The organism is Lentibacter algarum (assembly GCF_018860975.1).
GTDB classification, from domain to species: Bacteria; Pseudomonadota; Alphaproteobacteria; order Rhodobacterales; family Rhodobacteraceae; genus Lentibacter; species Lentibacter algarum_A.
This window is the reverse complement of record NZ_JAHKQI010000010.1, coordinates 339,894-364,757: the sequence shown is the minus strand read 5'-3', so window position 1 is coordinate 364,757 and position 24,864 is coordinate 339,894. Positions and strand designations below refer to the sequence as shown.

Here is a 24,864-nt window from a genome sequence, read left to right as displayed (position 1 = left end):
CCTTTGGTGCAAATGCAAGGGACCTGCGGGCAAATTTTCAGGTGGCCTGTGGTTTTCCCCTAGCTGGCCCTATCGTTCTTTCACATATGGCTCGCCACCTGCCTTTGGCGGGATAGCTTTGCCGATGAAACCCGCAAGAATCACCACCGTCAGGATGTAGGGTAGGGCTTCCATAAATTGCACCGGAATTGTGAATTCGCCAATGCGGATGTTTTGAAAGCGCACAGCTACGGCTTGCAAGAAGCCAAAGAGCAGGCAGGCACCAAGCGCACTCCACGGCCGCCACTTGGCAAAGATGAGCGCGGCGAGGGCGATATACCCGCGCCCTGCCGTCATCTCTTTGACAAAGCCCGCTTGCAGGCCAGTGGCGAGGTATGCGCCGGCAATGCCACAGAGCACGCCGCAGATTATCACCGCTGAGTAACGCAGCGAAACGACTGAAATGCCGGCGGTGTCAACGGCTGCGGGGTTTTCGCCCACAGCCCTAAGACGCAAGCCGAAGCGGGTGCGAAACAGCAACCACCATGTTAGCGGCACAAACAGCAAGGCGATGTAAACGATAATGGTGTGACCTGACAGCAGCTCGGAGTAAATCTGCATGAAGGGGTTGGCATCGGCGATGTCACGTATGCGGGTCAGTGCACCGGGCAGCACGATCGGCTCAAAGCGGCCCGCACCGGTAAGTGACGGTGTGCGCCCGCCTTGCGAGAACCAGCTTTGCGCCACAAGCACAGTAATCCCGGACGCGAGAAAGTTGATCGCAACGCCGGAAATCAGCTGATTGCCGCGGAAGGTGATCGAGGCGAAGCCATGTATCACCGAAAGCACGAGCGAAGCGCCGATACCCGCACACATGCCCACCCAGACATTGCCCGTCGTATAGGCAACCCCTGCCGAAAAGAAGGCAGCGATCAACATTTTGCCCTCAAGGCCAATGTCAAAGATGCCTGCGCGTTCACTGTAAAGCCCGGCAAGACAGGCCAGCAACAAAGGTGTCGCGAGGCGCAGTGTGCTGTCGAGCACTTGAACCAGCGTGAAGAAATCCATCACACAGCCTCCTTGTCTTTACTGCCAGAGCTTTTACGCAGCATCAGGAAGAATTTTTCAAGCGGCATGCGCACCATGTTATCGAGCGCGCCGGTGAACAGGATGACAAATGCCTGAATAACAGTGATCAGGTCGCGGGGGATTTTTGTCCAGAGTGCAAGTTCGGCGCCGCCTTGGTAAAGAAAGCCGAAGAGCAGGGCTGCCAGCAACACGCCGAAAGGATGATTGCGGCCCATGAGGGCAACGGCGATGCCGATGAAGCCCGCGTTCTCTGTCGAGTTCAGGATCAGCCTCTCGGCTTCGCCCTGTGTGGTGTTAAGCGCCATCATTCCGGCCAGTCCACCAGAGATAAGCATGGTGATCATGATAATGCGCACGCCGTTTGTGCCAGCATAGTTTGCCGCTGTAGGTGACTGGCCAAAATGTCTGATCTCGTAACCAAGCCGTGTGCGCCAGATGAGGAAGTAAACCAGCACACAGGCCGCGAGCGCGACGAAGAATGTCACATTGGCAGGGGCACCGCGAAACAGAGGTGTGGCGGCTGTCGAAAACATATCCTGAAATGTCGGCAGATGGGTTGCAGCTGCAAACTTCTCGGTGGCCGGATCCATCGCTCCTGGCGGGCGCAGCACATTGACGAGCGCATAGCCCAACAGAGAAAATGCGATGTAGTTGAACATGATCGTGGTGATCACGATATGACTGCCGCGTTTGGCCTGTAGGTAGGCAGGAATAAACGCCCAAGCCGCGCCGAAAGCCGCCGCCAGAGTGGCCGAGCCGAGGAGTGCCAGCGTCCAATGCGGCCAAGGCACGTAGAGGCAGGCAATCGCAACGCCGAGTCCGCCGAGCATGGCTTGGCCTTCACCGCCGATGTTAAACAACCGCGCATGAAAGGCGACAGAAACAGCAAGGCCTGTGAACATGAAGTTGGTGGCGTAATAGAGCGTATAGCCCCAACCGGACGAACGCATCAAAGCGCCGTCAACCATGAGCTTGAAAGCTGCGATAGGGTCTTCTCCGATGGCAACAATCACTATCGCTGACAAGACCGCCGCGAGCACCAGGCTGAACAGCGGAACGAGAAAGGCGTCAGCCCATTTTGGCATCTTGTCCATTATGCGTTTACCTTACCAGTTACAGGCTTTGCGAAGCGGTTCTATCGCTTCATCTAGGCCATCAATTTCAAATGAAAACTCTAGTGGGCTTTCGTTATACGGGGTGAGGCGAACCAGAAGTTGCTTCCCCGACATGATCTCTTTGATGAATGGAATGGATTGCCCTCCGCCCCAAAGTCCAAGCGCTTGGTTGTCTGTAGACGTCTTCATGCTCTTACGCCCTGCCTTCCGGTCGTCGACGCGATAATCTACGCGACCATAGCTCTGAATATCGGAAAGGAAATGTCCGCCAGCCACCAAGAACAGTGATGTCGTGTTTTCCTGACACCGCACAAGGAGGCTTGGATTGGCCGTGCCGCCAAAACGCCCGCTAATTGTGTTTGTTGATGTTTGGCGTAACACGACTCTGGAACTGTCGTCGAAGCCGGATTCCGATTTGACGACCGACCAACTGCCTATGCCTTTAGTATCTGAGGGCGCCGATTGTGTCGGAGTTTCTGGTTCAGACCCGGAAACAGTGCTTGGGGGCGCTTCTTTGATTAGCTGCAAAGGGGTTTCATTTCGAGGGCCGCCAAGGGTCACACACTGGCCCGCTTCAGTTCCGATAAGAGTGTTGTCATGGTGCACCGTCAGAAATGAGTTTTTCGGTGAGAAAACGAAACTGTATCCGTCAACGCTAGCACTTTCAAAGCGGTTGCTTCCTGATCCAGCGGTCAAACGAACAAAGGGGCGATCGTTGACCGAGATGCGATGCTCGGAACTGGTACTGCTGTCGTAATATATCACGAAAGACGGAAGATTTTCAAAGGTGCAAGCCAGCTGAACATCGCTGGCTCGAGCCAGCGAGGGTAACAACAATGCTACGGCCAGTAAGGGGAAGCGAAACATCAGGCGGCTTCCCCATTATTCGTGTCAGTCGTGTCAGCAACGCCGGCCATCAGCAGGCCCAGTGCGGTTTCATCGGTTTCGCCGGGCAGGCGTTCGCCCATGATCTGGCCGTCAAACATCACGGCGATGCGGTCGGCGAGCGCAAGGATCTCTTCCAGCTCGACGCTGACCAGCAAGATCGCCTTGCCAGCATCCCGTAGAGCGATGATTTGTTGATGAATGAACTCGATTGCGCCGATATCAACACCGCGCGTGGGCTGGCCTACGAGCAGGAGATCAGGATTGCGTTCGATTTCACGCGCCAGAACGATCTTCTGCTGGTTGCCACCGGAGAAGTTTTTTGCCGTGAGCTTTACGTTTGGCGGGCGCACGTCAAAGCGTTCCATCTTGCCCTCTGCATCGGCGACAATCTTGGTGCGGTCCATCAGCAAGCCATTCTGGTAGTCAGGGTCGCGGTGATACCCGAAAACACAGTTCTCCCATGCCATGAAGTCCATGATCAGGCCTTCACTCTGGCGGTCTTCGGGCACATGGGCGATGCCGCGTGCGCGCCGCGACTGCCCGTCAGAGAGCGTGCCTGTCAGGTCTATCTCGGCACCGTTGACCAATACTTTTCCACGGCCCTGTTGCATGCCACCAAGCACCTCAAGCAGTTCGGACTGCCCGTTGCCCGAGACGCCCGCAATGCCAAGAATTTCGCCTGCGTGCACGGTGAGCGAGACGTTCTTGAGCCGCTCGACCCCTTTTTCGTCGGTGACAGAGAGGTTTTGCACCTCAAGCACTGGCTTACCGGGCTTGGCTGGCGCTTTGTTGACGCGCAGCAACACTTTGCGGCCAACCATGAGTTCGGCTAGGTGCTCTGGGCTGGTTTCGCTGGTCTTGACGGTTGCTGTCATCTCGCCGCGGCGCATGACGCTGACGGTGTCGGTGATATCCATGATCTCGCGCAGCTTGTGGGTGATCAGGATGATGGTTTTGCCCTCTTCGCGAAGGCGGTTGAGAATGCGAAACAGTTGATCTGCTTCAGCGGGGGTGAGCACGCCAGTGGGCTCGTCCAGGATCAGGATGTCGGCTTTACGGTATAGCGCTTTAAGTATCTCGACCCGCTGCTGCATACCAACGCCGATGTCTTGAATGACGGCGTCAGGGTCCACGTTCAGCTCATACTCGGCTGCCAGTTCCTTGAGCGATTTTCGAGCCTTAGCCAGAGACGGCCGCAGCAGGCGTCCGTCTTCGGCACCGAGAATGACGTTCTCAAGCACCGTGAAATTTTCGACCAGTTTGAAGTGCTGGAACACCATGCCGATGCCAGCGGCGATCGCGGCTTGGCTGTCGGGGATGCTGGTTTTGCGGCCGTTGATAAAGATCTCGCCACTGTCAGCTTTGTAAAACCCGAAGAGGATAGACATCAGCGTTGATTTACCTGCGCCGTTCTCGCCGATGATGCCGTGGATCGTCCCCGGCTGAACCGAAATTGAGATGTCCTTGTTGGCTTGCACAGGGCCAAAGGCTTTGGAAATGCCTTTCAGCTCGATCGCTGGTTCTGTCATCTGTCTCTCCCGTGTGCCGAGCCTTTTGATGGCCCTTAAGCAGCAAAGGCCGCGCGAAAAAAACTGCGCGGCCCCTAGTTGTTTAGACCGCCAATCAGAACTTAAGTGCTGGGCAGCTGTCGTCTGACATGTAGTCGTGAACTACCAGCTCGCCTGAGGCGATTTTGGCTTTTGCTGCGTCTACTGATGCCTTCATCTCGTCAGAAACCAATGCTGCGTTGTGCTCGTCCATCGCGTAGTCGATGCCGCCATTGGCAACGCCCATCACGTTGAAGCCTGTTTCCATGTCAACACCGTCTGTCATCGCGCTATAAACCGCGTTATCGACGCGTTTCAGCATTGATGTCAGCACTTTACCAGGGTGCAGGTGGTTTTGGTTGCTGTCCACACCCACCGAGAGGATACCCTCGTCGGCAGCGGTTTGCAGAACGCCAACACCGGTGCCGCCAGCAGCAGCATAGACAACGTCAGCGCCTTGGCTGATCTGGGCTTTGGTAAGCTCTGAGCCTTTCACCGGGTCATTCCAGGCAGCAGGGGTTGTGCCTGTCATGTTCGATACGATTTTGGCGTCTGGGTTGGCTGCGAGAACGCCCTGCGCGTAGCCACAGGCAAACTTGCGGATAAGCGGGATGTCCATGCCGCCGATAAAGCCGACGGTGCCGGATTCTGAAGCTTCTGCCGCCAACATGCCGACGAGATACGAGCCTTCGTGCTCGTTGAACACAACCGAGCGCACGTTTGGCAGGTCAACGACCATGTCGATGATGGCGAACTTGGTGTCAGGATAGTCAGGGGCAACTTCTGAAAGCACGTTGCCAAAGGCAAAGCCTGTCATCACGATGGGGTTGTTGCCAGCTTCAGCGAAGCGACGCAGGGCTTGCTCGCGCTGGGCTTCTGATTGCAGTTCGATCTCGCGGAAGCTACCGCCTGTCTCTTCTGCCCAACGCTGCGCGCCGCCAAAGGCCGCTTCGTTGAACGATTTGTCGAATTTGCCACCGAGGTCAAAAATCAGGGCTGGTTCTGCGAGCGCGGCACCGGCGCTGAGCGCCAATGTGGCAGCAGCACCAAGGAATTTATGCATTAGTGTCATTTGGTCTCTCCCAAGTTGGTTATTGGCGCTCGTGCCAGAACGGCCAAGCGCGAAAACGAGCAGATCATTTGATCATTAGCAAATTAGGCCGCTTTCCGAGGGGATGGTCAACCGATTCTTAAATGATTATGCACTGTTATTGGGTTTGACGGCCTAAAATGAGAGCATCAACCGCAGGCTCGCCACTGCGGCGGTAATATCCATTACGCTGGCCGACTTGCTCAAAACCAAAGCCATGATAGAGCGCGCGGGCGGCGGTGTTGTCCGCAGCAACTTCGAGAAACACCTGCGCGGCAGGAAGCAACAGGAGCTGACGCATCAACGCGCTTGCAACACCTTGGCGTTGCGAAACCGGATGCACGGCAATAGTGAGGATCTCGGCCTCGCCAGCCACGGTTTGCACCAAAGCAAAGCCGTTTTTGCAGGGAGATGTCAGGCAGGTTACCTGCGGTTTGGCAATCAGCTCGCGGAGTTCTGCAGCGCGCCAAGGCCGCAGCGGAAAGCAGGATGCATGCACCTCTGCCAGCGCCTCAGGCGTCATCAAGGATCACCGGCGGCGGATCAGAGGCAGGTGCAGCATCGGCTGGGCGAATGTAAAGTGGCACGGGCGCTTGGGTGTTGTCCGATGTGGCGGCAATGCGAGCGATGTTTTCGGCGAGCTGCGCCGGTTCCGGCTGCAGAAGGGCGGTTTCGCTGGCGGCCCAGTCGGCTGTCAATGTGACATTGCCGTTCGCATACACATAGGCCTGTTCGCGCGGAGCAGGGACGAGCGCAGTCACGGTGTTTGGCTGACCCAGCAAAGTTGCTTCAAAGGTGCTGACGCCAACGGCCTGCACGCCAAGCGACATCGCCAACCCGCGCGCCGCCGACACGCCGATGCGAATGCCGGTAAAGTTACCGGGGCCGACACCAACGCCGATGCGGGTGATATCTTGCCAGCCCTTACCCTGCGCCGCGAGTTGTTCTTCAATCAGGCCCATAAGCCGCTCGGATTGCCCGCGGTTCATCGGCTCATGGATGCTGGATAAAATCTCGCCGTCGGCCAACAAGGCGGCCGCGCAGTACGGGCCTGACGTGTCAAAGCCGAGGGTAAGTTCAGTTGTGCGTGGGGGCATTCCTGTTGCCTCAGACGGCAACAGGGCGCACCTCTGTCACCTCGGGAATGTAGTGACGCAGCAGGTTTTCAATGCCCATCTTGAGGGTGATGGTTGACGATGGGCAGCCTGCACAAGCGCCTTGCATGTGCAGATAAACAACGCCTTTTTCAAAGCCGTAGAAGGTGATGTCACCTCCGTCTTGCGCCACAGCCGGGCGCACGCGGGTATCTAGCAATTCTTTGATTTGGCCGACAATTTCACCGTCTTCGCCGCTGTGCTCTGCGTGGCCGGCTTGCGGCTGCGCAGCGTCTGCAAGCACGGGTTGGCCTGACTGGTAGTGCTCCATGATCGCGCCGAGAACCGAAGGTTTGATGTGATCCCACTCGACACTGTCTTCTTTGGTGACGGTCACAAAGTCGGTGCCGAGGAACACGCCCGAAACGCCTTCAACTCCGTAGACCCGCGAGGCCAGCGGCGAGACATCGGCGCTGTCACGGCTTGGAAAGTCGGCTGTGCCTGTGGGCAGAACTGTCTGACCGGGCAAAAACTTCAGTGTGGCGGGGTTCGGTGTTGATTCCGTCTGAATGAACATGGCGCGTTATCCTATCTCTTTTGTCAGATATGGGCCTGCGGGGTGGGAAAGTCAATATTTAGAATTGTTCTAAACTGCCGCATCTGGCCATGCGGCGGGATCAAGCTGAAAGAGCTTGGCAAGTTGTTTGTAGACCGCCGGCTCATCGGCCTTGAGCGCGGCCGGGCGCTCAAAAAACAGCTCGACGGCAACGGCGAAGAACTCCTCATGCGCCGTGGCGCCGTAAGCGTCGAGCACGGTTTTATGGCCTTTCGAGACTTCTGATACATGCGTAGTGAACGCGGTGAGTATGGCGTTTTCCCACTCGGCAAAACTCTGGCCGTCAGCAAGAACGGGCACACCGTTTGTCTGGCCTGAAAGATCGTCGATCTGATGCGCAAACTCGTGGAACACCACGTTCTGCCCGTCATGCGCTTCGGCTGCGCCCTGTTCCGAGTGCTGCCACGACAGCACAATGCGGCCATGCCCCCAGCTTTCGCCCAAACGAACTGTGTCTTGTTCCTGCACGACATATCCGCTGTGCCTCTGGGTGCGCGACTTGAAAGCGCCGGGGTAGATCAGCACGGTGCGCAGGTTGTCATACCACATGTCGCTGCCGATGATCAGCAAACAGGCTTGCGCGGCAATTGAAAGCTGCATGCCCTCGGTCACGTCTAGCCCTTCGCAGCCGACAAACTCGACCTGATCAAGAAACAAGCTGACTTTGCCATCTAGTTTTGCACGCAGTGCGGGCGGAAGCTGACGCGTCAGCGGCACGGCGCGGGCGATCTCGGCGGTTTGAGAGGGGGTGAGAGCGGTGCTCAACAAACGGCGGCGTCTACGGCGTTTGAGAAACTCATACAGCGCAAAAGGGCTGATCGCGAGGGCAAAGAGGATGAGAAAATAGATCATGGCTCATCCTCATATAGGGTGTGCGCCTCGCTCCCGAAAGAGCAAGGCGCGAAACTTAGAGCTCGCTAGAAGACTTGATCACTTTCGACAGGATGCCGTATTTGATCGCCTCGTCGGTATCCATCCAGTGGTCACGTTCGATGTCTTTCATCACCTGCTCAAGCTTCTGGCCGGTTTGCTCGGAGATGATCACAGCGAGACGTTTGCGCATGATCTCGATCTGCTCGGCCTGAATGGCAATGTCGGTCACTTTACCGCCGACGCCACCAGAGGGCTGGTGGATAAGAAAGCGGGTGTTTGGCAAACAAACGCGGTCTTGTTTTGGAACAGCGAGGAAGATATGCGTGCCCGCTGAAGCAACCCAACCCGTGCCGATAATGCGCACGCGGGGTTTGATAAAGCGGATCACGTCATGGATGCTGTCGCCGGCCTCGACATGCCCGCCTTGGGAGTTGAGAAACAGCGTGATGTCGTCGTCGCTTTCCGTTGCGAGCGCGAGCAATTGGCCGACAACCCGTGAGGCCATTTTCTGGTCGATCGCTTCGCAGATCAGGATCTGGCGTGCGTCAAACAGCTTCTGGCCAACACCGCTGCTTTTCTTGTCGTCGTCTTTTTTCTTATCGTCGCTCATCAAAAAATTGTCCTGTATCGAGAGAGTGTTAGGTGAGTTATGTAATCGCTTCGAGGCGCTCTTTCGAGAGGTCGCCCGGAACAATCGTGATTGGAATGTCGAGGCTACCGGCATTCTTTGTAAGTTGTGTTACCAAGGGGCCGGGGCCAGCTTTGCTGTCGGTGCTGGCACCAAGCACAAGCACGCCGATTTCGCCGTCTTCCTTCACTTGTGCCAAAATTTCTTTGATCGGTTCGCCCTCGCGGATAACAAGCTCGGGGTCGATGCCTTTCTTATCGCGCATCCATTTGGCGAAGACTTCAAAGTGAACTTCGATGCGCTCACGGGCCTCCTCACGCATGATGTCGCCAACACCGATCCAGTGGTTGAACTCTTCGGGCGCAACGACTGCCAAAATCTCGACACCGCCGCCGGTATGGGCTGCGCGCATCGCCGCAAAACGCATTGCGTTGAGGCATTCGCGGCTGTCATCAAGAACAACAAGAAACTTACGCATGTTTTTTCTCCCTGAAGCGAAACGCTGTAACAGACCAGAGCATGCCGTAAGCGCGCAGGGCGTGCAATGGCCGAATGGCGTTTGCCGACTAGGCGTTAGCGGCTTCGGATTTGGCGGCCCATTCCCAGTAAAGCTCGCGGGCGCGCTGGGTGATCGGGCCGACCTGATAGTTGGTGCCATCAAAGGCGGTGACGGGGGTGACTTTACTCATATTGCCCGAGAGGAACACCTCATCGGCATCATGAAAATCGTCAAAGCTCAGCACAGATTCATGCACCTTGAAACCATCAGCCGTGAGGTTCGAGATATGCCGCGCGCGCGTGATGCCTGACAGGAACGTGCCGTTGGCGATGGGTGTGAACACCTCGCCATCCTTGGCCATAAACACATTTGCCGTGGCTGTTTCTGCGACATTGCCTGTGGCATCGGCGACCAAAGCATTGCCAAAGCCTTTGGCATTCGCCTCGGCCAGCATGCGTGCGTTGTTGGGGTAAAGGCAGCCCGCCTTGGCGTTGACCACGGCGTCTTCTAGAACGGGGCGGCGAAAGCGGGTTGTTGTCAGCGTGGTGCTGGCTTCGGGCGGTGCAAAGGGAATCTGCTCAAGGCAGATACAAAAGCCGGTCTCTTCCTGGCTGGGCACAATTGCGCTCGCGTCACCGGAAATGCCCCAATACATCGGCCTGATGTAGACGGCGGCATCGGCGGCATAGGCCTTAAGCCCCTCACGAATGAGCAAAACCATCTCGTCGGGCTGCACCGTTGGATTGAGCATCAGCGCTTTGGCCGAGCGGTTTACGCGGGCGCAGTGCAAGTCAAGATCAGGCATCAGCCCGTTGACCATACGCGCACCGTCAAACACCGTGGTGCCAACCCATGAGCCGTGGTCAGCCGCGCGCATGATCGGCACATCACCGTCATGCCACTTGCCTTCAAACCAAGTGCGAATATTTGTGCCAATAGCCATGATATGTCCCTTTCGTTTGGCCAAAGATTAGGCTGGCCAATGCAAAGGGTAAAGCGGGAAACGTGCTAGCGGATCATCCCGACGATATCATAAGTTTTCGCAAGGATCGGCGCGGCGATAGCACGAGCGCGTGCGGCTCCCTTGCGCAGGGTTGCGTCGATCTCGTCTTGGTGCTGCATCAAACGGGCCATTTCGGCTGAAATAGGCGCGAGCTTATCAACCGCAAGGTCAGCCAGCATGGGCTTGAATTCGCTGAACTGTTTGCCGCCGACATCTGCCAGAACCGCGTCAACCGTCATATCAGACAATGCCGCGTAGATGTTGACAAGGTTGCGCGCCTCGGCACGCTCCTCAAGGCCTTTGGCTTCCGAGGGCAGGGCGTCGGCGTCCGACTTGGCTTTGCGGATCTTCTTGGCAATCGTGTCGGCGTCGTCAGTCATGTTGATACGGCTGGCAGCTGACGGGTCAGACTTTGACATCTTCTTTGAGCCGTCGCGCAGGCTCATCACCCGCGTCGCTGCTCCTTCAATCACTGGCTCGGTGATTGGAAAGAAATCAACGCCGAAGTCGTTGTTGAACTTGGTGGCAATATCACGCGTCAGCTCAAGATGCTGCTTTTGGTCTTCGCCCACAGGCACATGTGTGGAGTGGTAAATCAGAATATCTGCCGCCATCAGCGAGGGGTAGGCTAGCAGGCCAAGCGATGCGTTTTGCGAGTTCTTCCCGGCCTTGTCTTTCCACTGGGTCATGCGTTGCATCCAGCCCATGCGCGCCACGCAGTTAAACACCCAAGCAAGCTGCGAGTGCTCGGCAACTTGCGATTGGTTGAACAGGATCGACTTGTCCGGATCAATGCCCGCGGCAATAAAACCTGCCGCCAACTCACGGGTCGAGCGCTTAAGCTCGGCAGGGTCTTGCCATACAGTGATCGCATGTTGATCAACCATGCAATAAACCGTTTCGATACCCTGGTTTTGTGAGTCAGCAAAGCGCTTGAGCGCGCCGAGATAGTTGCCAAGATGCAAGTCGCCCGATGGCTGGATACCCGAGAAAACCCGTGGTGTGTAACCCTGGATGCCTGGTGGTGTTTGCGGCGTGTCACTCATGCTGTCTCTCCGATCAAAGAGCTGTCTGGATAATTGCTTGCGGCTGGCTTACCCATGAGGTTTCAGAACGTCAAGCGGAGGCCCGCGGGAGACCAAGATGAGCGAAGACAGCGCAGTCGGAAAAGTTGCACCGGTGGTGATCGCGCTATTTTGCGTCATGGTCGCTGTTGAAGGCGTTTTTACGCTGGCCGAACAGGGCGTCATCGGCGGCAGGCTGGGTATCGGCTGGCGGCTTGCTGCGGTGCAAGACTACGGGCTGCCTGGCAGGCTGGTGCCGCTAATGGTTGAGCGGGGAGAGTGGCCCTTGGCCGAACTTTCACGCTTTGTGACCTATCCTTTCTTGCATGGTGATTTCATCGGCATGGTCTTCGGTGCAGTGATCACTCTGGCGCTGGGCAAGTTCGTTGGCGACAGCTTCCATGCGCTCGCCGTTGTGGTGATATTCTTTGGCGCAAGTGTTGCCGGTGGGCTGGTTTGGGGGCTTGTTTCAGGGGATCAATCCTACCTGATCGGTGCGCTGCCGGGGGGGTATGGCCTTATCGGAGCCTTCAGTTTTATCCTATGGAGGCGGCTTAAAACGATGGGTGAAAGCCAGATCAAAGCCTTTCAGCTCATTGGTATGCTGCTTTTCATACAGCTTGTGCTCGGAGTGCTGTTCGGTGCTGGCACAGCCTGGATCGCCGAACTTGCAGGTTTTGCCACAGGCTTTGGGCTGTCATTTCTTGTCAGCCCCGGCGGCTTTGCACGGCTCAGAGCGCGTATCCGGCGGGCTTAGCCACGCCGCGCTGCTGCCTTGAATTCGGCCAGACGAAATGCGCCGAGAAGTTGCCCCAAGCCGAAGTAGCCGATGATCCCTGCAAGGATCAAGATGACCAAGGCAAGGTAGCGCAGCGCACCCGCGTCGAACATCGGAGAAAGCGCGAGATTGAGCCAGAACAGCAAGGCCCCCATGAGCGCGGCAGCAAGAATAATCCGCCAGATGCGCGATTTGAAACGGGCATCAAACTTGGTGACGGTGCCAAACTTGCGAGCGCCAAAGCCAAGCTGCGCCACCATGAGCCAAGCTGCAGCCGAGGCCGCAACCGCAGGGGCAAGCCAGCCGATATAGGGCTTGAGGCCAAAGGCCAGCACAAGGTTCACCACCATTGCGACCAGCGCGTAGCGAAACGGGCTTTTGGTGTCTTCGCGGGCGAAAAACAGCGGTTGTAGCGTTTTTTGCAAGACAAATGCAGGCAAGCCGAGGCCGTAGACCGCCACGGCCAATGCCGTTGAGGCGGCGTCGTCAGCGGTGAAGTTCCCACGCTCAAAAAGCACCGAGATCAGCGGAAGGGGGATCACGATCAGGGCAATCGCTGCGGGAATTGTGAGTGCCAAAGACACCTCTGATGCGCGCGAGTAGGCGGCGCGGGCGCCAGTGTCGTCTCCGGCCTTGAGGCGGCGCGACAGATCGGGCAGCAGGACGATGCCAACAGCGATACCGACCACACCCAATGGCAGTTGATAGAGGCGGTCGGCGGCATAAAGCCAGCTAACGGCTTTCTCAAAATCCGAGGCGACAAGCTGGCCAACAACGAGGTTGATCTGCACAACGCCCATCGCCAATGCGGCAGGCAGGGCGACACGCAAGAGATGCGCCATTTCGGCTGAAGGGCGGGGGATGTGCGGGCGGATGCGCATGCCGGCGCGCTCGGCAGCAAGCCAGACCAGCGCCAATTGCGCAAGGCCGGCAAAAGGGATGGTGTAGATCAGCGCCTTAACGACTTCGCCGCCGCTATAGGCTGCAAAAAGCATTGCCGCGACCAGCATGATGTTTAGCAACACAGGCGCCGCAGCGGCGGCGGCAAAACGGCCCGTGGCGTTGAGCACTCCGGAGAACAGCGCAGCGAGAGAGATAAAAAAGATATAGGGGAAGACGATACGGCCAAAGCCTGTGGCCAAGTCAAAACGTGCATCGTTTGAGAAACCCTCTGCCGTGAGCCAAACCAGAGCGGGCATGAACACCAAGGCCAGCCCCGTGAGCGTTAGAACGGCGAAACTAAGCCAGCTGAGCGCATTGGAGGCGAAAGCCTCTGGCGCTTCGTCAGCTTCCAGCCGCTTTGAGAACATTGGCACAAATGCGGCGTTGAATGCGCCTTCGGCAAAGAAGCGGCGGAACAGATTGGGCAAACGAAAGGCGACGACGTAGGCATCCATAAGCGGGCCGGGGCCGATGTAGGCCGAGATCAGGATGTCGCGTGCAAAACCCAGGATCCGGCTCATCAAAGTCCAGAAGCCGACAGTAAAGATGCTGGCGATTAGGCGAATGGGTTTCATTAGGCTGCTCTGGTGTTGTTTTGACAAGCCATACCCTAAAGGGCGCGCGCAAGGAAGGCAGGGAATGCCCTGCAACGTTGACGGGGGGCTAGCCCCCCAAACCCCCCAGGATATTTGGACCAAGAAAAAGCCTGAAGCGTTTTGAGATTGGGTCGAGGCACAACTTGATTTTGAAGCGCTCTAGGCGCGGGCCCGTTTGGTGCCCTGTTCTATGGCTTCCCGCAGTTTTTTCTCCAGAAGTTGCTGCTTTTGGGTGGCGTGAAACTTCAGACCGAACATGTCTTTGACATAGAAGGTGTCAACTGCCTGTTCACCATATGTGGCAATAACCGCAGAGGCGATATAGACATTGAGCCCTGCGAGTGTGCGGGTGAGGTCATGCAAAAGGCCGGCTCTATCGCGGGTGTCGACTTCGATGATCGTGTAGATCTCGGAGCCTTCGTTGTCGAAGGTAATAGATGTTGGCACACGAAAGGCGCGCTCGCGTTTTTTGAGCTTGTCGCGGGTTTGCATGGCGTCGGTTGTTATCACTTCGCCGGCCAATGTGCGCTCGATCATTTTGCGCAGGCGGGGCAGGCGCGACGCTTCGTATGGGTGGCCTTCGGCGTCCTGTATCCAGAAGGCCGCTGTGACGTAGCCGTCGTTTGAGGTGAAGGTGCGGGCATCAACGATGTTGGCTCCGACCAGTGCCAGCGCGCCACAGATGCGGCTGAAAATGCCGGGGTGGTCGGTCATGGCAAAACAGGCGCGGGTTGCGTCGCGGTCTTCATCAGGGTGCAGGTCAATCCGCACGTCACTGTCTTTCAAGTCTTTGAGAAGATTTGCAAAAACCACATGCGCCGTTACGTGCAGGCCTTGCCAGTAAGGCGGATAATGCCGCGCTGTTTCTCGCTTGATATCCTTTTTGTCCCAGCCTGAAAGCTCTTGACGCAACAGCTTTTTGGCAACAGCACCGCGGTTCTCGCGGCCCAGAGCTTCCATGCCTTCTTCAAGTGCATGCCGTGTCTGGCGGTAGAGCGCGCGGATCAACACAGCCTTCCAGTTATTCCATGTGCTCGGCCCGACGCCGCGAATGTCGCAGACTGTGAGCAGTGTAAGCAGATCAAGCCGCTTGACGCTGCCTACGGCCTTGGCAAAGTCACGCACTGTGCGCGGATCGGCGATGTCACGTTTTTGGGCCATGTCCGACATCAACAAATGATAGCGCACCAGCCATTCAACAGTGTCGCAGTCGGCCTTCGAAAGGCCCAGTCGTGGCGCGACTTTGCGGCTGATCTGAGCGCCAAGTATGGAGTGATCCTGATCACGGCCCTTGCCGATATCATGACACAGCATGGCGACCATTAGTACCTTACGGTCAACACCTTCCCGGAGAATTTCCGAGGAAATAGGCAGTTCTTCTTCCAGCTCCAGCCGCTCGATGCGGGCGAAATGCGAGATCACCTGAATGGTGTGCTCGTCAACAGTGTAGGAGTGGTACATGTTGAACTGCATCATCGCCACAATCGGCGCAAACTCGGGGATGAAGGCCCCGAGCACGCCAAGCTCGTTCATCCGTCGCAAAGCGCGCTCGGGATTGCCGTGTTTGAGCAGCAGATCGAGGAAAATGCGCCGCGCTTCTTTGTCGTTGCGAAAGTCGTCGTCGATCAGGCCGAGGTTTGCCGTGACAAGGCGCATGGCGTCAGGGTGAATGAGCAGGCCGGTTCGTAGGCCTTCTTCAAACACCCGCAACAAGTTGAGCGGGTCTTGCAAGAATGCGGCTTCGTTTTCAACGGCCATACGCCCGTGAACCACTTCGTAGCCGGGTTTCACCTTCGGTTTGCGGGAAAACATACGCTGGAGAAGCGGGGCAGGCTTGGCGTGGATCGCTTCAAGCTTGGTCAAAAATATCCGCGTCAGATCACCGACGAGGGTGGCGTTGCGGAAGTAGTCCTGCATGAAATGCTCGACAGCGCGGCGGCCGGTTTTATCGGTGTAACCCATGCGCTCGGCAACTTCGACTTGAAGGTCAAACGTGAGCTGTTCATTGGGCCGCTTGGTGATCAGGTGCAAGTGACAGCGCACCGCCCAGAGGAAGTTTTCAGCCTTCTGGAACATCTTGTATTCTTCGGGGCGAAACACCTTGAGCTTTACAAGTTGTTCAATCTTGTCAACGTGATGCACGTATTTTGCGATCCAGTAGAGCGACTGTAGATCGCGTAAACCGCCTTTGCCCTCTTTGACGTTGGGCTCGACGACATAGCGCTCGCCCTGCTTTTCATGGCGGATGTCGCGCTCGGCGAGTTTGGCGTCGATGAACTCGGTCTCACTGCCTTCAAACAACTCGGTCCTGAGGCGCTTGGATAGGGTTTTGGCGGGGGCAGGAGAGCCCGCCAGAAAACGTCGCTCAAGCAAAGCCGTGCGAATGGTGAAATCTTCCTCGCCCAGAGTGAGACAGTCGTTCACGGTGCGGCTCGCATGGCCGACTTTGAAACGCAAATCCCACAGCACATAGAGCAGGGACTCGATGACAGACTCGGCACGTTCGGTGATCTTGCGGGTCATCAGGAACAGCAGATCAACATCTGACTGCGGAGCCATCTCAAAGCGCCCGTAGCCGCCGACAGCCATCACAGCCAATGCCTCGTTTGGCTTGGGCTTGTCGAGAGGGTAGAGGCAGCTGCAAACCAGTTCAAAGGCACTGACAACGAGGCAATCAGTGAGCCAGCAATAGGACATGCGCGCCTTGCCCGCCTCAAGCGGAGCCTCGGCAAATGCAGTGTCAATTTTTGCGAGCCCTTCCTTGCGTGCGGCGAGCAGGAGCGGCACAACGGCAGCCCGTAGGGCGCCATCGTCATGCACGCCTTCGGTCGCTACCGCGAGTTTTTGTGACATCGCGGCCTGATCAAAGATCAGCTCGGCTGCACAAATCAGGCCTTCCGGAGGCTGGGCGAGAGCGGCGCTAGGCACCCGATCAGAAGCCGGCACCGCCGAAGGCACTTGGAGCCGCGTCGATGATTGAAACACTGTTGTTCTTGATCTGGGCAATCGCTAGCCCGCGCTGGTTTGTGCCATCGGGGCGCAGACGGAAGATACCGTTGGCGCCTTGAAAGCCCGCACCTTGTGTGAGCGACGCGCTAGACAAAGCGTTGCGTTTGCCGGATTTTGCCAAAGCTCCGACAGCTGCAACACCGTCGTAGGCCAAAGCTGCGAGCGGGTGTGGCGAGTTGCCATAGGTGCTGGCGTAGCGGTTGCTAAACTGCGCCGATTTCGCCGGATCAGGCAGCGCGAACCAGCCGCCTTGTAGGCCCGGAAGTGCCAGCGTTTGCGCTGGAATGTCCCAGCGGGACAGGCCGATAAACTGTGTCGTGGCGCTTGAAACACCGCCTTCGGGCAATAGCTGCGCGAAAAATGGCAAGGCCCCGTCTGAAGTTGCTGTCAGGAAAACCGCGTTAGCTGCACCAGCAGTCGCGGCGGCTTTGATCCGTGGTATCGCGCTTGTTACGCCTTGCTGGCTGTGCTCATAGCTGACAGTTCCGGCAAGCGTCGCACCGGTTGCCGAGATGGCTTGCAAGATTGCGGTTTTGCCAAGTTGCCCACCAATCTGGTCGTTGTGAACAACCAGAATGCGGCCTTTGCCGTTGCGGTTTGCGTAGGCTGTCAGGCGGTTGGCGGTGTTCTGGAAGGTGGAGCCGAGCAAGAACAGGTTGCCACCGGCGATTGTGGTGTTGTTGGAGAAAGCCAGCACGTTTATGCCTTCAGGCGCTACAGCAACGGCAACGGCATTAGCGCTTTCGGCACGTAGCGGCCCGAGGATGATCTGGGCACCATCTGCTACCGCTTGTCTGGCAGCTGATTGCGCGCGCGCAGCGTCGCCTGCTGTTGCGTAAACCCGCAGATCAACTTTGACACCTTGCAAGTCGGCAGCCGCAAGCCGCGCCGCGTTTTCAAGCGCAGTCGAGATAAGATCGTCACCGGAAATGGCACTGCCCCGTGGCAACAACAGAGCCACAGCAACAGGCTCTCCGGCCTTCACTTTACCACCGTTGCCGTCGGTGCTCAGCGAAATCGGCTCACAGGCGGCGAGCCACAGAATGTTGAGCAATATGACAAGACGGACAAACGGCTTGTGGGCAAATTTCAAAACAGCAAACATTGGTAACTTCTTCTCCCTGGGACGCTCTGGTAAGGTGAGGCAACAATAGCCCCGATCCGGCGTTGATTGGTTCGAGGGCGATCATAAACGTCGAGGCTATAGGGTCTAGTGGTGAATCATAAAGAAGTGAAACTAGAGGCCGGCCTCTACATTGTCGCGACGCCACTGGGCACCGCGCGCGACATTACCCTGCGCGCGTTAGACGTGCTGGCGAGTGCCGATGTGTTGGCCGCTGAAGACACGCGAACTCTGCGAAAACTAATGGAAATTCATGGGGTTCCCCTCGGGAACCGGCAGATCATAGCCTACCATGATCACAACGGAGAGCGCGCGCGGCCCAAGATAATAAAGGCTTTGGAGGATGGGCGATCTGTCGCCTATGCCTCCGAGGCGGGCACGCCGATGATCGCCGATCCGGGGTATCATCTGGTGCAAGACGCCCGCGCAGGGGGCTATCTCGTCACGTCATTGCCCGGGCCTTCGGCGGTGGTCACAGCCCTCACGCTGGGCGGGTTGCCGACTGATATGTTTACCTTTGCAGGCTTCCTGCCAAACACCAAAGGCGCGCGTAAAAACGCTCTGCGAGCGCTTTCGAGCACATCGGGCACCTTGGTCTTCTACGAATCGCCCAAGCGCGTTGCAGCGATGATCAAAGACGCTGCTGACGTGCTGGGCGGAGAGCGCGAAGCCCGTATCTGCCGCGAACTCACCAAACGCTTTGAAGAGGTGATCTCGGGAACGCTCGACAGTCTGAGCCACGATCTTTCGACTCAGAACCTCAAAGGCGAAGTCGTTGTTCTGATCGGCAAAGGCGCCGACGTTACGATCACCGAGGAAGAAATGTCCAAGCAACTTGCTGAGCTTATGGAGACCATGAGCCTGCGGGATGCTGCCGATACCTTGGCACAGGATACAGGGCAAAAGCGCCGCGTGATCTACCAGATGGGCCTGCAATTGCAGCGCGGTTAATCTTTGAGCAACACTTCACTGTGATACTGTCCCAATGTCAGTACCCGTGCCAAACTTGTCTCCCTCCAGACGCTCCGAGCGCGGGGCCGTTGCATATTGCTCCGGCCTCGCCGCGGAGAGCATCGTCGAGCGGGACTATCAGGCACGCGGCTACAACCTCGTTGTTGCACGTTGGCGCGGATCAGCTGGTGAAATTGATCTGATCCTTCAACACGGCGATGAAACGGTTTTTGTCGAAGTGAAGAAAGCGAAGGACTTTGCCCGCGCTGCCGAACGGATCAGCCCGCGCCAGATGCAGCGCATTGCGCAAAGCGCCGAAGACTACCTCAGTAAACTGCCGCAGGGTCGCCTAAGCCTCATGCGCATAGATGTCGCACTTGTGAACCAGACAGGCCAAGTCGAGGTGATCGAAAACGCTTTTGGGGCCTGATCTGCTCTTGTGCCCATTGAACCACGCGCGCAACTAGGCCACATATGTCTCAACATCATAAGAGGCTGTGCCATGAAAATCGCTTTCCAGATGGACCCGATCGGTCCGATAGATATCAACGCTGACAGTAGCTTTCGCATTGCCGAAGAAGCTCAGGCGCGTGGGCATGAGTTGTTTTACTATACGCCTGAGCGGTTGAGCTATCGTGAAGGGCGCGTTCTTGCCCGCGGTTGGCCGCTCACGGTGCGGCGCGAAGTCGGCAATCATTTCACACTTGGCGACGAGGCCGAGGTTGATCTGTCGGAGTTTGATGTGGTCTGGCTGCGTCAAGACCCGCCGTTTGACATGTTCTACATCACCACAACTCACCTGCTTGACCGCATTCACCCCGATACGTTGGTCGTGAACGATCCGTTTTGGGTGCGCAACTACCCGGAAAAACTGTTGGTGCTCGACTTCCCTGATCTCACGCCACCAACCATGATCGCACGGGATCTGGAAGATTTGAAAGCTTTCAAAGCCGAGCACAACGACGTGATCCTAAAGCCGCTCTACGGCAATGGCGGCGCGGGCGTGTTCCGCCTCACACCGGAAGACCGCAACCTCGCCTCGCTGCATGAGCTTTTTGCCGCGAACAGCCGCGAGCCTCTGATAATGCAGAAGTTTTTGCCAGATGTCTCAGCTGGCGATAAGCGGGTTATCTTGGTTGACGGAGAGCCAGTCGGCGCGATCAACCGTGTGCCAGCCAAGGGTGAAACACGCTCGAACATGCATGTCGGCGGACGGCCCGAGAAAGTCGGCCTTACGCCGCGTGATCTCGAAATTTGCGCCCGCATTGGCCCGCTGCTGAAAGAAAAAGGGCAGGTGTTTGTTGGCATCGACGTGATCGGCGACTATCTCACCGAGATCAACGTGACTTCGCCCACCGGAATTCAGGAACTCGAGCGCTTTGATGGCGTCAATATCGCAGAGAAAATCTGGGAGGCCATCGAGGCACGCCGCGCATGAGTTTGAGTTTGCGCGCTTTGGTTATGAACCAATGGTTGCGTCTTACGGAAAAGACACATCTCGCGCGCACATCTGACGTTAACAAACTGCGCAGCTCCTTTGAGTTCAAGGCTAAACATTTATTCCGCAAACCTGCCGGAACCGTAAGCGAGCGCACAACCCTCGGTGGGCGACCCGCGCTAAATGTGAGCGTTCCCAACAGCCGTTCAAGCAAGGTTATCCTTTACTTTCATGGCGGCGCCTACGTGATGGGCTCTGCGAAAACCCATCACAAAATGCTCGCAGTGCTTTGCGGTTTTGCCCGGTCCCGCGCCATCTTGGTTGATTACCGCCTCGCGCCGGAAAACGTGTTTCCAGCTCCGGTTGAGGATGCGATCAGCGCCTATAAAGCTCTGCTAACGACAACAGATCCGCTAGACATCATCCTTGGAGGAGACAGCGCAGGAGGGGGTATCGTGCTCGCTCTGCTGGGTGAAATATGCCGCCTGAAGCTGCCACAACCCGCCGGCGTTTTCGCGTTGTCACCGCTCACTGATGTCACGTTCTCGGGCGCTTCGATCATCGAGAACAAGCGCTCTGACGTGGTGCTACCCGCTGAGCGGATTCAAGACTTGCAGGGGCTCTATATGCTGTCGGCAGATCCAAAAGATCCGCGCGCCTCACCGCTTTTTGCCGATTTTGCAGGCGCTTGTCCTGTTTGGATCGCGGCGAGTGACAGTGAAATCCTGCTTGATGACAGCCAGCGCATGGCCGAGCGACTTCGCAATCAAGGGGTGGTTGTGACAGAGACAATCGCGCACAATATGCCGCATGTCTGGCCGATGTTTCACAACTACTTCCCTGAAGCCAAGCGGAGCCTGAAGGCTATCGCAATCTGGATCAACTCTCTTTCAGCGCCGTCACCCGAAAGCTGACCGCTTCAGCCACATGCGGCGCTCGCACATCTGTAGCACCCTCCAGATCAGCGATCGTTCGCGCCAGCCTCAAAACCCTGTGATAGCCCCGCGCTGTGAGGCCGAACTTGTCTGCGACTTTGAGCAAAAACGCTCGGCCCTCGGCATCAGGTGCGGCGATTTCGTCAAGCAACTCTCCCTCGGCATCGGCGTTCAAATGCACGTTGTTGAGGCTTTCAAACCGCTCGGCCTGGCAGTTGCGGGCCGTTTCAACCCGCGCTGCAATCACTGCGGAACTTTCACCAGCAGTCGGTAGATCAAGATCACTCAGAGCGACGGGCGGCACGTCAAGCCGCATGTCAAACCGGTCCATCAACGGGCCGGATATGCGCCCCAAATAGTCTTCACCACATTGTGGAACGCGGGCGCAAGCACGGGCCGGATCAAACAAATACCCGCATTTACAAGGGTTTGCTGCGGCGATCAGCAAAAATCGGCAGGGGTAGCGCACGTGGGCATTGGCGCGGCTCACTACAACCTCTCCGGTTTCGATCGGCTGGCGCAGGGTTTCAAGCACTGCACGGGAAAACTCGGGGAATTCGTCCATGAACAAAACACCGTTATGAGCAAGGCTGATTTCACCAGGCTTGGCGCTGCGTCCACCGCCGACAATCGCAGCCATTGACGCTGTGTGGTGTGGTTCGCGAAAGGGGCGTGTGCGCGAAATGCCTCCGGCTTCGATGAGCCCGGAGAGCGACTGAATCATCGAGGTTTCGAGCGCCTCGGCGGGCGAAAGCGGCGGCAAAATTGACGGCATACGCGCCGCCAACATAGATTTGCCCGCGCCCGGCGTTCCGACCATCATCAAGTGATGCCGCCCCGCCGCGGCGATTTCAAAAGCGCGTTTGGCGCGCTCTTGGCCCTTCACGTCCAAAAAGTCACGCGGGTTGTCTTGGGTAACAACTTCACCTGGCTTTGCCGGATCAATCGGCCGTTGCCCCGTAAGGTGTTGAATTGCTTGCAGTAAGTTTTGCGGTGCGATCACCTGCGCAGCATCTACCCAAGCAGCTTCAGCGCCTGAGGCTTCCGGGCACAGCAGGCTGCGCTCGGCCTCTGCAGCAGCAAGGGCAGCAGGCAAAGCGCCGATCACTGGCATCAGCACCCCGTCAAGTGACAGCTCACCAAGCGAAGTGATGCTTTCAACAGCGTCCTTGGGCAGGATTTCAAGCGCGGCAAGCAGCGCCAGCGCGATCGGCAAATCAAAATGGCTGCCCTCTTTGGGCAAATCGGCCGGAGACAGATTGATGGTTAACCGCTTGGATGGCAACGCGATCGACATGGCGGAAAGCGCGGCGCGCACGCGATCGCGCGCTTCTGACACAGCCTTGTCTGGCAGGCCGACGATAGCAAAAGCTGGCAAGCCCGCCGTCACCGCGCATTGCACTTCGACAGTGCGCGCCTCGACACCCTCAAACGCAACAGTATATGTCCGTGCAACCATGCTGCCTCCCGCTATGGTTAACGGTTAGGCAGTCATGGTTTACATTCGGTTAACAGCCCATCAGATAAGTTAAAATTCGGCGGCTACCGAGCAAAGCTATGTCGCGGGCCAAGGTGCTTTTTGCAAGGCGAGCGGATAGGGGAAGGGCTCGTATACTTCGCTGATGCCGAGCGCACGCCATTGCTGAAATGCCCGGTCAGACAGCGTGGTGGTGACATAAGCCTGCAAGGTCTGGTCAACTTCAAGCCCGAAGCCCGCGATCCGCGCGGCGACAGGAGCGTAAAACGCATCGGCCACTGAATACTGCCCAAAGAGCCAAGGCCCACCACTGCCAAAACGCGTGCGCGCCATGCCAACAAGCTGTTCTATGCGCCGCAAGTCGGCCTCGACAGCGTCGGAAGGCTTAAAGCCGACCCATTGATGAAACAACTGCATCGGGCAGTCGCCACGCAATGCACTGAAACCCGCGTGCATTTCGGAGGTCATCGAACGGGCAAAGACACGGGCTGCTGCATCGGCAGGCCAAAGCCCCGCGTCAGGGTTTTGTTCGGCAAGTGTTTCGGCCATGGCGAGTGTTTCGAAAACCACATTGCCGTATGCATCGCGCAGTGTCGGAACAAGCCGAGCAGGCGCAAGTTCGGCCATATCTTCGGCCATCGTTCCACTATAAAGCCCGACCATATGGGAGCGGTGGGGCAGGTTGAATTTTTCGAGCATAAGCCAGCCACGCATGGACCAACTCGAAAAGGCGCGATCGCCAATGTAAAGATCATATGTCATGCAAACAGGGTAACGCGGCGGTGCCGGCACGACCAATGTTGTTTTGTGCGTGCCTTCATTCCGAATGCTGATTGCTCACACGGCATTGAGTTTGAGCATGCGCTGGCTTAACTGTAACACACAAACCCCAGCGGAGGCTTCATGTGCTAGACGGCAAAAGAGTTTTACTGATCATTGGCGGCGGAATTGCTGCATTCAAGTGCCTTGATCTAATACGCCGCCTGAAAGAGCGTGGGGCGGCGGTGACGCCTGTTCTTACCTCTGCGGCAACAGAGTTCGTCACGCCACTGTCAGTGTCTGCGTTGGCGGGCGAGAAGGCCTATACTGATCTGTTTGACCTCACAGATGAGGCGGAGATGGGCCACATCCAACTCTCCCGCATCGCAGATCTGGTGGTTGTTGCGCCTGCGACAGCCGACTTGATGGCCAAGATGGCAGGCGGTCACGCTGACGACCTTGCTACCACGCTTTTGATGGCCACAGACACACCTGTTTTGATTGCACCAGCGATGAATGTGCGGATGTGGGAACATGCTGCCACCCAACGCAACCTCGCGGTTTTACAAGGCGATGGGTTGCGTGTTGTCGGCCCCAATGAAGGCGATATGGCGTGTGGGGAATTTGGCTTCGGGCGAATGTCCGAACCTCTAGAGATTGTTGCTGCGGTTGAAACGGCACTGGCTGGCGGGCCGCTCAATGGCAAGCGGATATTGGTAACATCCGGCCCCACCCACGAGCCGATTGATCCGGTGCGCTACATTGCCAATCGCTCGTCAGGGGCGCAGGGCACGGCGGTTGCTACTGCATTGGCGGCGCTCGGAGCGGATGTGGTTTTTGTGACAGGCCCAGCCGATGTGCCGCCGCCAGCGGGTGTTGAGGTGATTGCTGTGCAAAGTGCGGGCGAAATGCTTGCAGCCGTCGAGACCGCGTTGCCAGTAGATGCTGGCGTGTTTGCAGCGGCTGTCGCGGATTGGCGTGTGAAACGTGAGAGCAGCAGCAAGATCAAGAAAAACAAGGGCGAGTTGCCTGTGCTGGAGTTCGCGGAGAACCCCGATATTCTGGCGCAAGTGAGTCAGATGAAGTCGGGGAGGCCTGGGCTCGTTGTCGGCTTTGCCGCTGAGACCGATGATGTGATCAGCAACGCCACGGCCAAGCGCAAACGCAAAGGCTGTGACTGGATCGTTGCCAATGATGTCAGCCCCGAAACGGGTATCATGGGCGGGGCGGAAAATGCTGTGCATCTGATCTCAGACGCTGGCGTTGAAGACTGGCCGCGCATGAGCAAAGACTTGGTTGCACGCAAGCTTGCAAGCCGGATCGCCGAAGCACTGAGCTAAGGGTGCCTCTGGTGGGGATGTTTTGAAAGAG

At 57.3% G+C, this 24,864-nt stretch carries 24 protein-coding genes; 6 read left to right on the top strand and 18 right to left on the bottom strand.

The genetic code is table 11. The annotated features are described in order from the left end of the window. Positions 1 to 69 precede the first annotated feature (69 nt). From KO498_RS17050 to trpS, 13 genes are all read right to left on the bottom strand, one after another. Positions 70 to 1,047, bottom strand: a complete 978-nt coding sequence (locus KO498_RS17050; protein WP_215961118.1) for an ABC transporter permease — start codon at positions 1,045 to 1,047, stop codon at positions 70 to 72. Further along, positions 1,047 to 2,162, bottom strand: coding sequence for an ABC transporter permease (locus KO498_RS17045; RefSeq protein ID WP_215961117.1), 1,116 nt, complete (start codon positions 2,160 to 2,162; stop codon positions 1,047 to 1,049). The genes KO498_RS17050 and KO498_RS17045 overlap by 1 nt, the downstream gene beginning before the upstream one ends. A 12-nt stretch (positions 2,163 to 2,174) precedes the next feature. Next, on the bottom strand, positions 2,175 to 3,050 hold the full coding sequence (locus tag KO498_RS17040) for a type VI secretion system-associated protein TagO (RefSeq protein WP_215961116.1): 876 nt from the start codon (positions 3,048 to 3,050) through the stop codon (positions 2,175 to 2,177). Next, a complete protein-coding gene (locus KO498_RS17035; protein WP_215961115.1) occupies positions 3,050 to 4,600 on the bottom strand; it encodes an ABC transporter ATP-binding protein in 1,551 nt (516 codons plus the stop codon). Before KO498_RS17035 ends, KO498_RS17040 begins: the two co-directional genes overlap by 1 nt. A gap of 94 nt (positions 4,601 to 4,694) precedes the next feature. Then, complete coding sequence (locus tag KO498_RS17030; protein WP_215961114.1) at positions 4,695 to 5,690, bottom strand: BMP family lipoprotein; 996 nt, start codon at positions 5,688 to 5,690, stop codon at positions 4,695 to 4,697. Positions 5,691 to 5,826: 136 nt separating this feature from the next. Beyond that, positions 5,827 to 6,231: a GNAT family N-acetyltransferase gene (locus KO498_RS17025; RefSeq protein ID WP_215961113.1), complete on the bottom strand. Its 405-nt coding sequence runs from the start codon at positions 6,229 to 6,231 to the stop codon at positions 5,827 to 5,829. Further along, entirely contained in the window at positions 6,221 to 6,805 is a 585-nt protein-coding gene (tsaB, locus tag KO498_RS17020) for a tRNA (adenosine(37)-N6)-threonylcarbamoyltransferase complex dimerization subunit type 1 TsaB (protein ID WP_215961112.1), read from the bottom strand. The genes KO498_RS17025 and tsaB overlap by 11 nt, the downstream gene beginning before the upstream one ends. 10 nt (positions 6,806 to 6,815) lie before the next feature. Further along, positions 6,816 to 7,379 carry a NifU family protein gene (locus KO498_RS17015; protein WP_215961111.1) on the bottom strand — a complete coding sequence of 188 codons (564 nt, stop codon included), beginning with the start codon at positions 7,377 to 7,379 and terminating at the stop codon, positions 6,816 to 6,818. A 69-nt stretch (positions 7,380 to 7,448) separates the two neighbouring features. Further along, positions 7,449 to 8,270, bottom strand: a complete 822-nt coding sequence (locus KO498_RS17010; RefSeq protein ID WP_215961110.1) for a zinc-dependent peptidase — start codon at positions 8,268 to 8,270, stop codon at positions 7,449 to 7,451. A 55-nt stretch (positions 8,271 to 8,325) separates the two neighbouring features. Continuing rightward, a complete protein-coding gene (locus KO498_RS17005) occupies positions 8,326 to 8,901 on the bottom strand; it encodes an ATP-dependent Clp protease proteolytic subunit (protein ID WP_215961109.1) in 576 nt (191 codons plus the stop codon). Between the two features lie 37 nt (positions 8,902 to 8,938). Further along, positions 8,939 to 9,397, bottom strand: a complete 459-nt coding sequence (locus KO498_RS17000) for a universal stress protein (protein WP_215961108.1) — start codon at positions 9,395 to 9,397, stop codon at positions 8,939 to 8,941. A gap of 88 nt (positions 9,398 to 9,485) precedes the next feature. After that, complete coding sequence (locus tag KO498_RS16995; RefSeq protein ID WP_215961107.1) at positions 9,486 to 10,361, bottom strand: branched-chain amino acid aminotransferase; 876 nt, start codon at positions 10,359 to 10,361, stop codon at positions 9,486 to 9,488. Between the two features lie 65 nt (positions 10,362 to 10,426). Beyond that, a complete protein-coding gene (gene trpS, locus KO498_RS16990; protein WP_215961106.1) occupies positions 10,427 to 11,467 on the bottom strand; it encodes a tryptophan--tRNA ligase in 1,041 nt (346 codons plus the stop codon). 97 nt (positions 11,468 to 11,564) lie between these two features. Between trpS and KO498_RS16985 the strand changes: the two genes are divergently transcribed. After that, positions 11,565 to 12,242 carry a rhomboid family intramembrane serine protease gene (locus tag KO498_RS16985; RefSeq protein ID WP_215961105.1) on the top strand — a complete coding sequence of 226 codons (678 nt, stop codon included), beginning with the start codon at positions 11,565 to 11,567 and terminating at the stop codon, positions 12,240 to 12,242. On the opposite strand, the gene murJ is transcribed toward KO498_RS16985, so the two are convergent. The 3 genes from murJ to KO498_RS16970 form a co-directional block, all read right to left on the bottom strand. Then, positions 12,239 to 13,780: a murein biosynthesis integral membrane protein MurJ gene (gene murJ, locus KO498_RS16980; protein ID WP_215961104.1), complete on the bottom strand. Its 1,542-nt coding sequence runs from the start codon at positions 13,778 to 13,780 to the stop codon at positions 12,239 to 12,241. The genes KO498_RS16985 and murJ overlap by 4 nt on opposite strands. A 180-nt stretch (positions 13,781 to 13,960) precedes the next feature. Continuing rightward, complete coding sequence (locus tag KO498_RS16975) at positions 13,961 to 16,747, bottom strand: [protein-PII] uridylyltransferase (protein WP_436835949.1); 2,787 nt, start codon at positions 16,745 to 16,747, stop codon at positions 13,961 to 13,963. Next, a complete protein-coding gene (locus KO498_RS16970; protein WP_215961103.1) occupies positions 16,734 to 17,915 on the bottom strand; it encodes a penicillin-binding protein activator in 1,182 nt (393 codons plus the stop codon). Before KO498_RS16970 ends, KO498_RS16975 begins: the two co-directional genes overlap by 14 nt. Before the next feature lie 111 nt (positions 17,916 to 18,026). Between KO498_RS16970 and rsmI the strand changes: the two genes are divergently transcribed. The 4 genes from rsmI (at position 18,027) to KO498_RS16950 (ending at position 21,236) form a co-directional block, all read left to right on the top strand. Then, positions 18,027 to 18,884 carry a 16S rRNA (cytidine(1402)-2'-O)-methyltransferase gene (gene rsmI / locus KO498_RS16965; protein WP_215961102.1) on the top strand — a complete coding sequence of 286 codons (858 nt, stop codon included), beginning with the start codon at positions 18,027 to 18,029 and terminating at the stop codon, positions 18,882 to 18,884. A gap of 34 nt (positions 18,885 to 18,918) precedes the next feature. Continuing rightward, positions 18,919 to 19,314 carry a YraN family protein gene (locus tag KO498_RS16960; RefSeq protein WP_215961101.1) on the top strand — a complete coding sequence of 132 codons (396 nt, stop codon included), beginning with the start codon at positions 18,919 to 18,921 and terminating at the stop codon, positions 19,312 to 19,314. Positions 19,315 to 19,386: 72 nt separating this feature from the next. Next, on the top strand, positions 19,387 to 20,322 hold the full coding sequence (gene gshB / locus KO498_RS16955) for a glutathione synthase (protein WP_215961100.1): 936 nt from the start codon (positions 19,387 to 19,389) through the stop codon (positions 20,320 to 20,322). Next, positions 20,319 to 21,236, top strand: coding sequence for an alpha/beta hydrolase (locus KO498_RS16950; protein WP_215961099.1), 918 nt, complete (start codon positions 20,319 to 20,321; stop codon positions 21,234 to 21,236). Before gshB ends, KO498_RS16950 begins: the two co-directional genes overlap by 4 nt. Here KO498_RS16950 and KO498_RS16945 read toward each other — a convergent pair. Continuing rightward, the gene (locus KO498_RS16945) at positions 21,202 to 22,716 is read right to left on the bottom strand and encodes a YifB family Mg chelatase-like AAA ATPase (protein WP_215961098.1); all 1,515 of its coding nucleotides are present in this window, start codon (positions 22,714 to 22,716) and stop codon (positions 21,202 to 21,204) included. The genes KO498_RS16950 and KO498_RS16945 overlap by 35 nt on opposite strands. 96 nt (positions 22,717 to 22,812) lie before the next feature. After that, complete coding sequence (locus KO498_RS16940; protein ID WP_215961097.1) at positions 22,813 to 23,496, bottom strand: glutathione S-transferase; 684 nt, start codon at positions 23,494 to 23,496, stop codon at positions 22,813 to 22,815. Positions 23,497 to 23,639: 143 nt separating this feature from the next. On the opposite strand from KO498_RS16940, the gene coaBC reads away from it, so the two are divergent. Further along, on the top strand, positions 23,640 to 24,833 hold the full coding sequence (gene coaBC, locus KO498_RS16935; protein WP_215961096.1) for a bifunctional phosphopantothenoylcysteine decarboxylase/phosphopantothenate--cysteine ligase CoaBC: 1,194 nt from the start codon (positions 23,640 to 23,642) through the stop codon (positions 24,831 to 24,833). Positions 24,834 to 24,864: the final 31 nt, after the last annotated feature.

Bases quoted from the DNA above. Each gene is read 5' to 3' on its own strand.
- KO498_RS16950 (WP_215961099.1), top strand. From the start codon at position 20,319: ATGAGTTTGAGTTTGCGCGCTTTGGTTATGAACCAATGGTTGCGTCTT.
- KO498_RS16960 (WP_215961101.1), top strand. From the start codon at position 18,919: ATGTCAGTACCCGTGCCAAACTTGTCTCCCTCCAGACGCTCCGAGCGC.
- KO498_RS16995 (WP_215961107.1), bottom strand. From the start codon at position 10,361: ATGGCTATTGGCACAAATATTCGCACTTGGTTTGAAGGCAAGTGGCAT.
- KO498_RS17005 (WP_215961109.1), bottom strand. From the start codon at position 8,901: ATGAGCGACGATAAGAAAAAAGACGACGACAAGAAAAGCAGCGGTGTT.
- KO498_RS17000 (WP_215961108.1), bottom strand. From the start codon at position 9,397: ATGCGTAAGTTTCTTGTTGTTCTTGATGACAGCCGCGAATGCCTCAAC.
- KO498_RS17045 (WP_215961117.1), bottom strand. From the start codon at position 2,162: ATGGACAAGATGCCAAAATGGGCTGACGCCTTTCTCGTTCCGCTGTTC.
- KO498_RS16970 (WP_215961103.1), bottom strand. From the start codon at position 17,915: ATGTTTGCTGTTTTGAAATTTGCCCACAAGCCGTTTGTCCGTCTTGTC.
- KO498_RS16985 (WP_215961105.1), top strand. From the start codon at position 11,565: ATGAGCGAAGACAGCGCAGTCGGAAAAGTTGCACCGGTGGTGATCGCG.
- KO498_RS17010 (WP_215961110.1), bottom strand. From the start codon at position 8,270: ATGATCTATTTTCTCATCCTCTTTGCCCTCGCGATCAGCCCTTTTGCG.
- KO498_RS17030 (WP_215961114.1), bottom strand. From the start codon at position 5,690: ATGACACTAATGCATAAATTCCTTGGTGCTGCTGCCACATTGGCGCTC.
- KO498_RS17025 (WP_215961113.1), bottom strand. From the start codon at position 6,231: ATGACGCCTGAGGCGCTGGCAGAGGTGCATGCATCCTGCTTTCCGCTG.
- KO498_RS17015 (WP_215961111.1), bottom strand. From the start codon at position 7,379: ATGTTCATTCAGACGGAATCAACACCGAACCCCGCCACACTGAAGTTT.
- KO498_RS17040 (WP_215961116.1), bottom strand. From the start codon at position 3,050: ATGTTTCGCTTCCCCTTACTGGCCGTAGCATTGTTGTTACCCTCGCTG.
- KO498_RS16945 (WP_215961098.1), bottom strand. From the start codon at position 22,716: ATGGTTGCACGGACATATACTGTTGCGTTTGAGGGTGTCGAGGCGCGC.
- gshB (WP_215961100.1), top strand. From the start codon at position 19,387: ATGAAAATCGCTTTCCAGATGGACCCGATCGGTCCGATAGATATCAAC.
- KO498_RS17035 (WP_215961115.1), bottom strand. From the start codon at position 4,600: ATGACAGAACCAGCGATCGAGCTGAAAGGCATTTCCAAAGCCTTTGGC.
- KO498_RS16940 (WP_215961097.1), bottom strand. From the start codon at position 23,496: ATGACATATGATCTTTACATTGGCGATCGCGCCTTTTCGAGTTGGTCC.
- murJ (WP_215961104.1), bottom strand. From the start codon at position 13,780: ATGAAACCCATTCGCCTAATCGCCAGCATCTTTACTGTCGGCTTCTGG.
- tsaB (WP_215961112.1), bottom strand. From the start codon at position 6,805: ATGCCCCCACGCACAACTGAACTTACCCTCGGCTTTGACACGTCAGGC.
- trpS (WP_215961106.1), bottom strand. From the start codon at position 11,467: ATGAGTGACACGCCGCAAACACCACCAGGCATCCAGGGTTACACACCA.
- KO498_RS17050 (WP_215961118.1), bottom strand. From the start codon at position 1,047: ATGGATTTCTTCACGCTGGTTCAAGTGCTCGACAGCACACTGCGCCTC.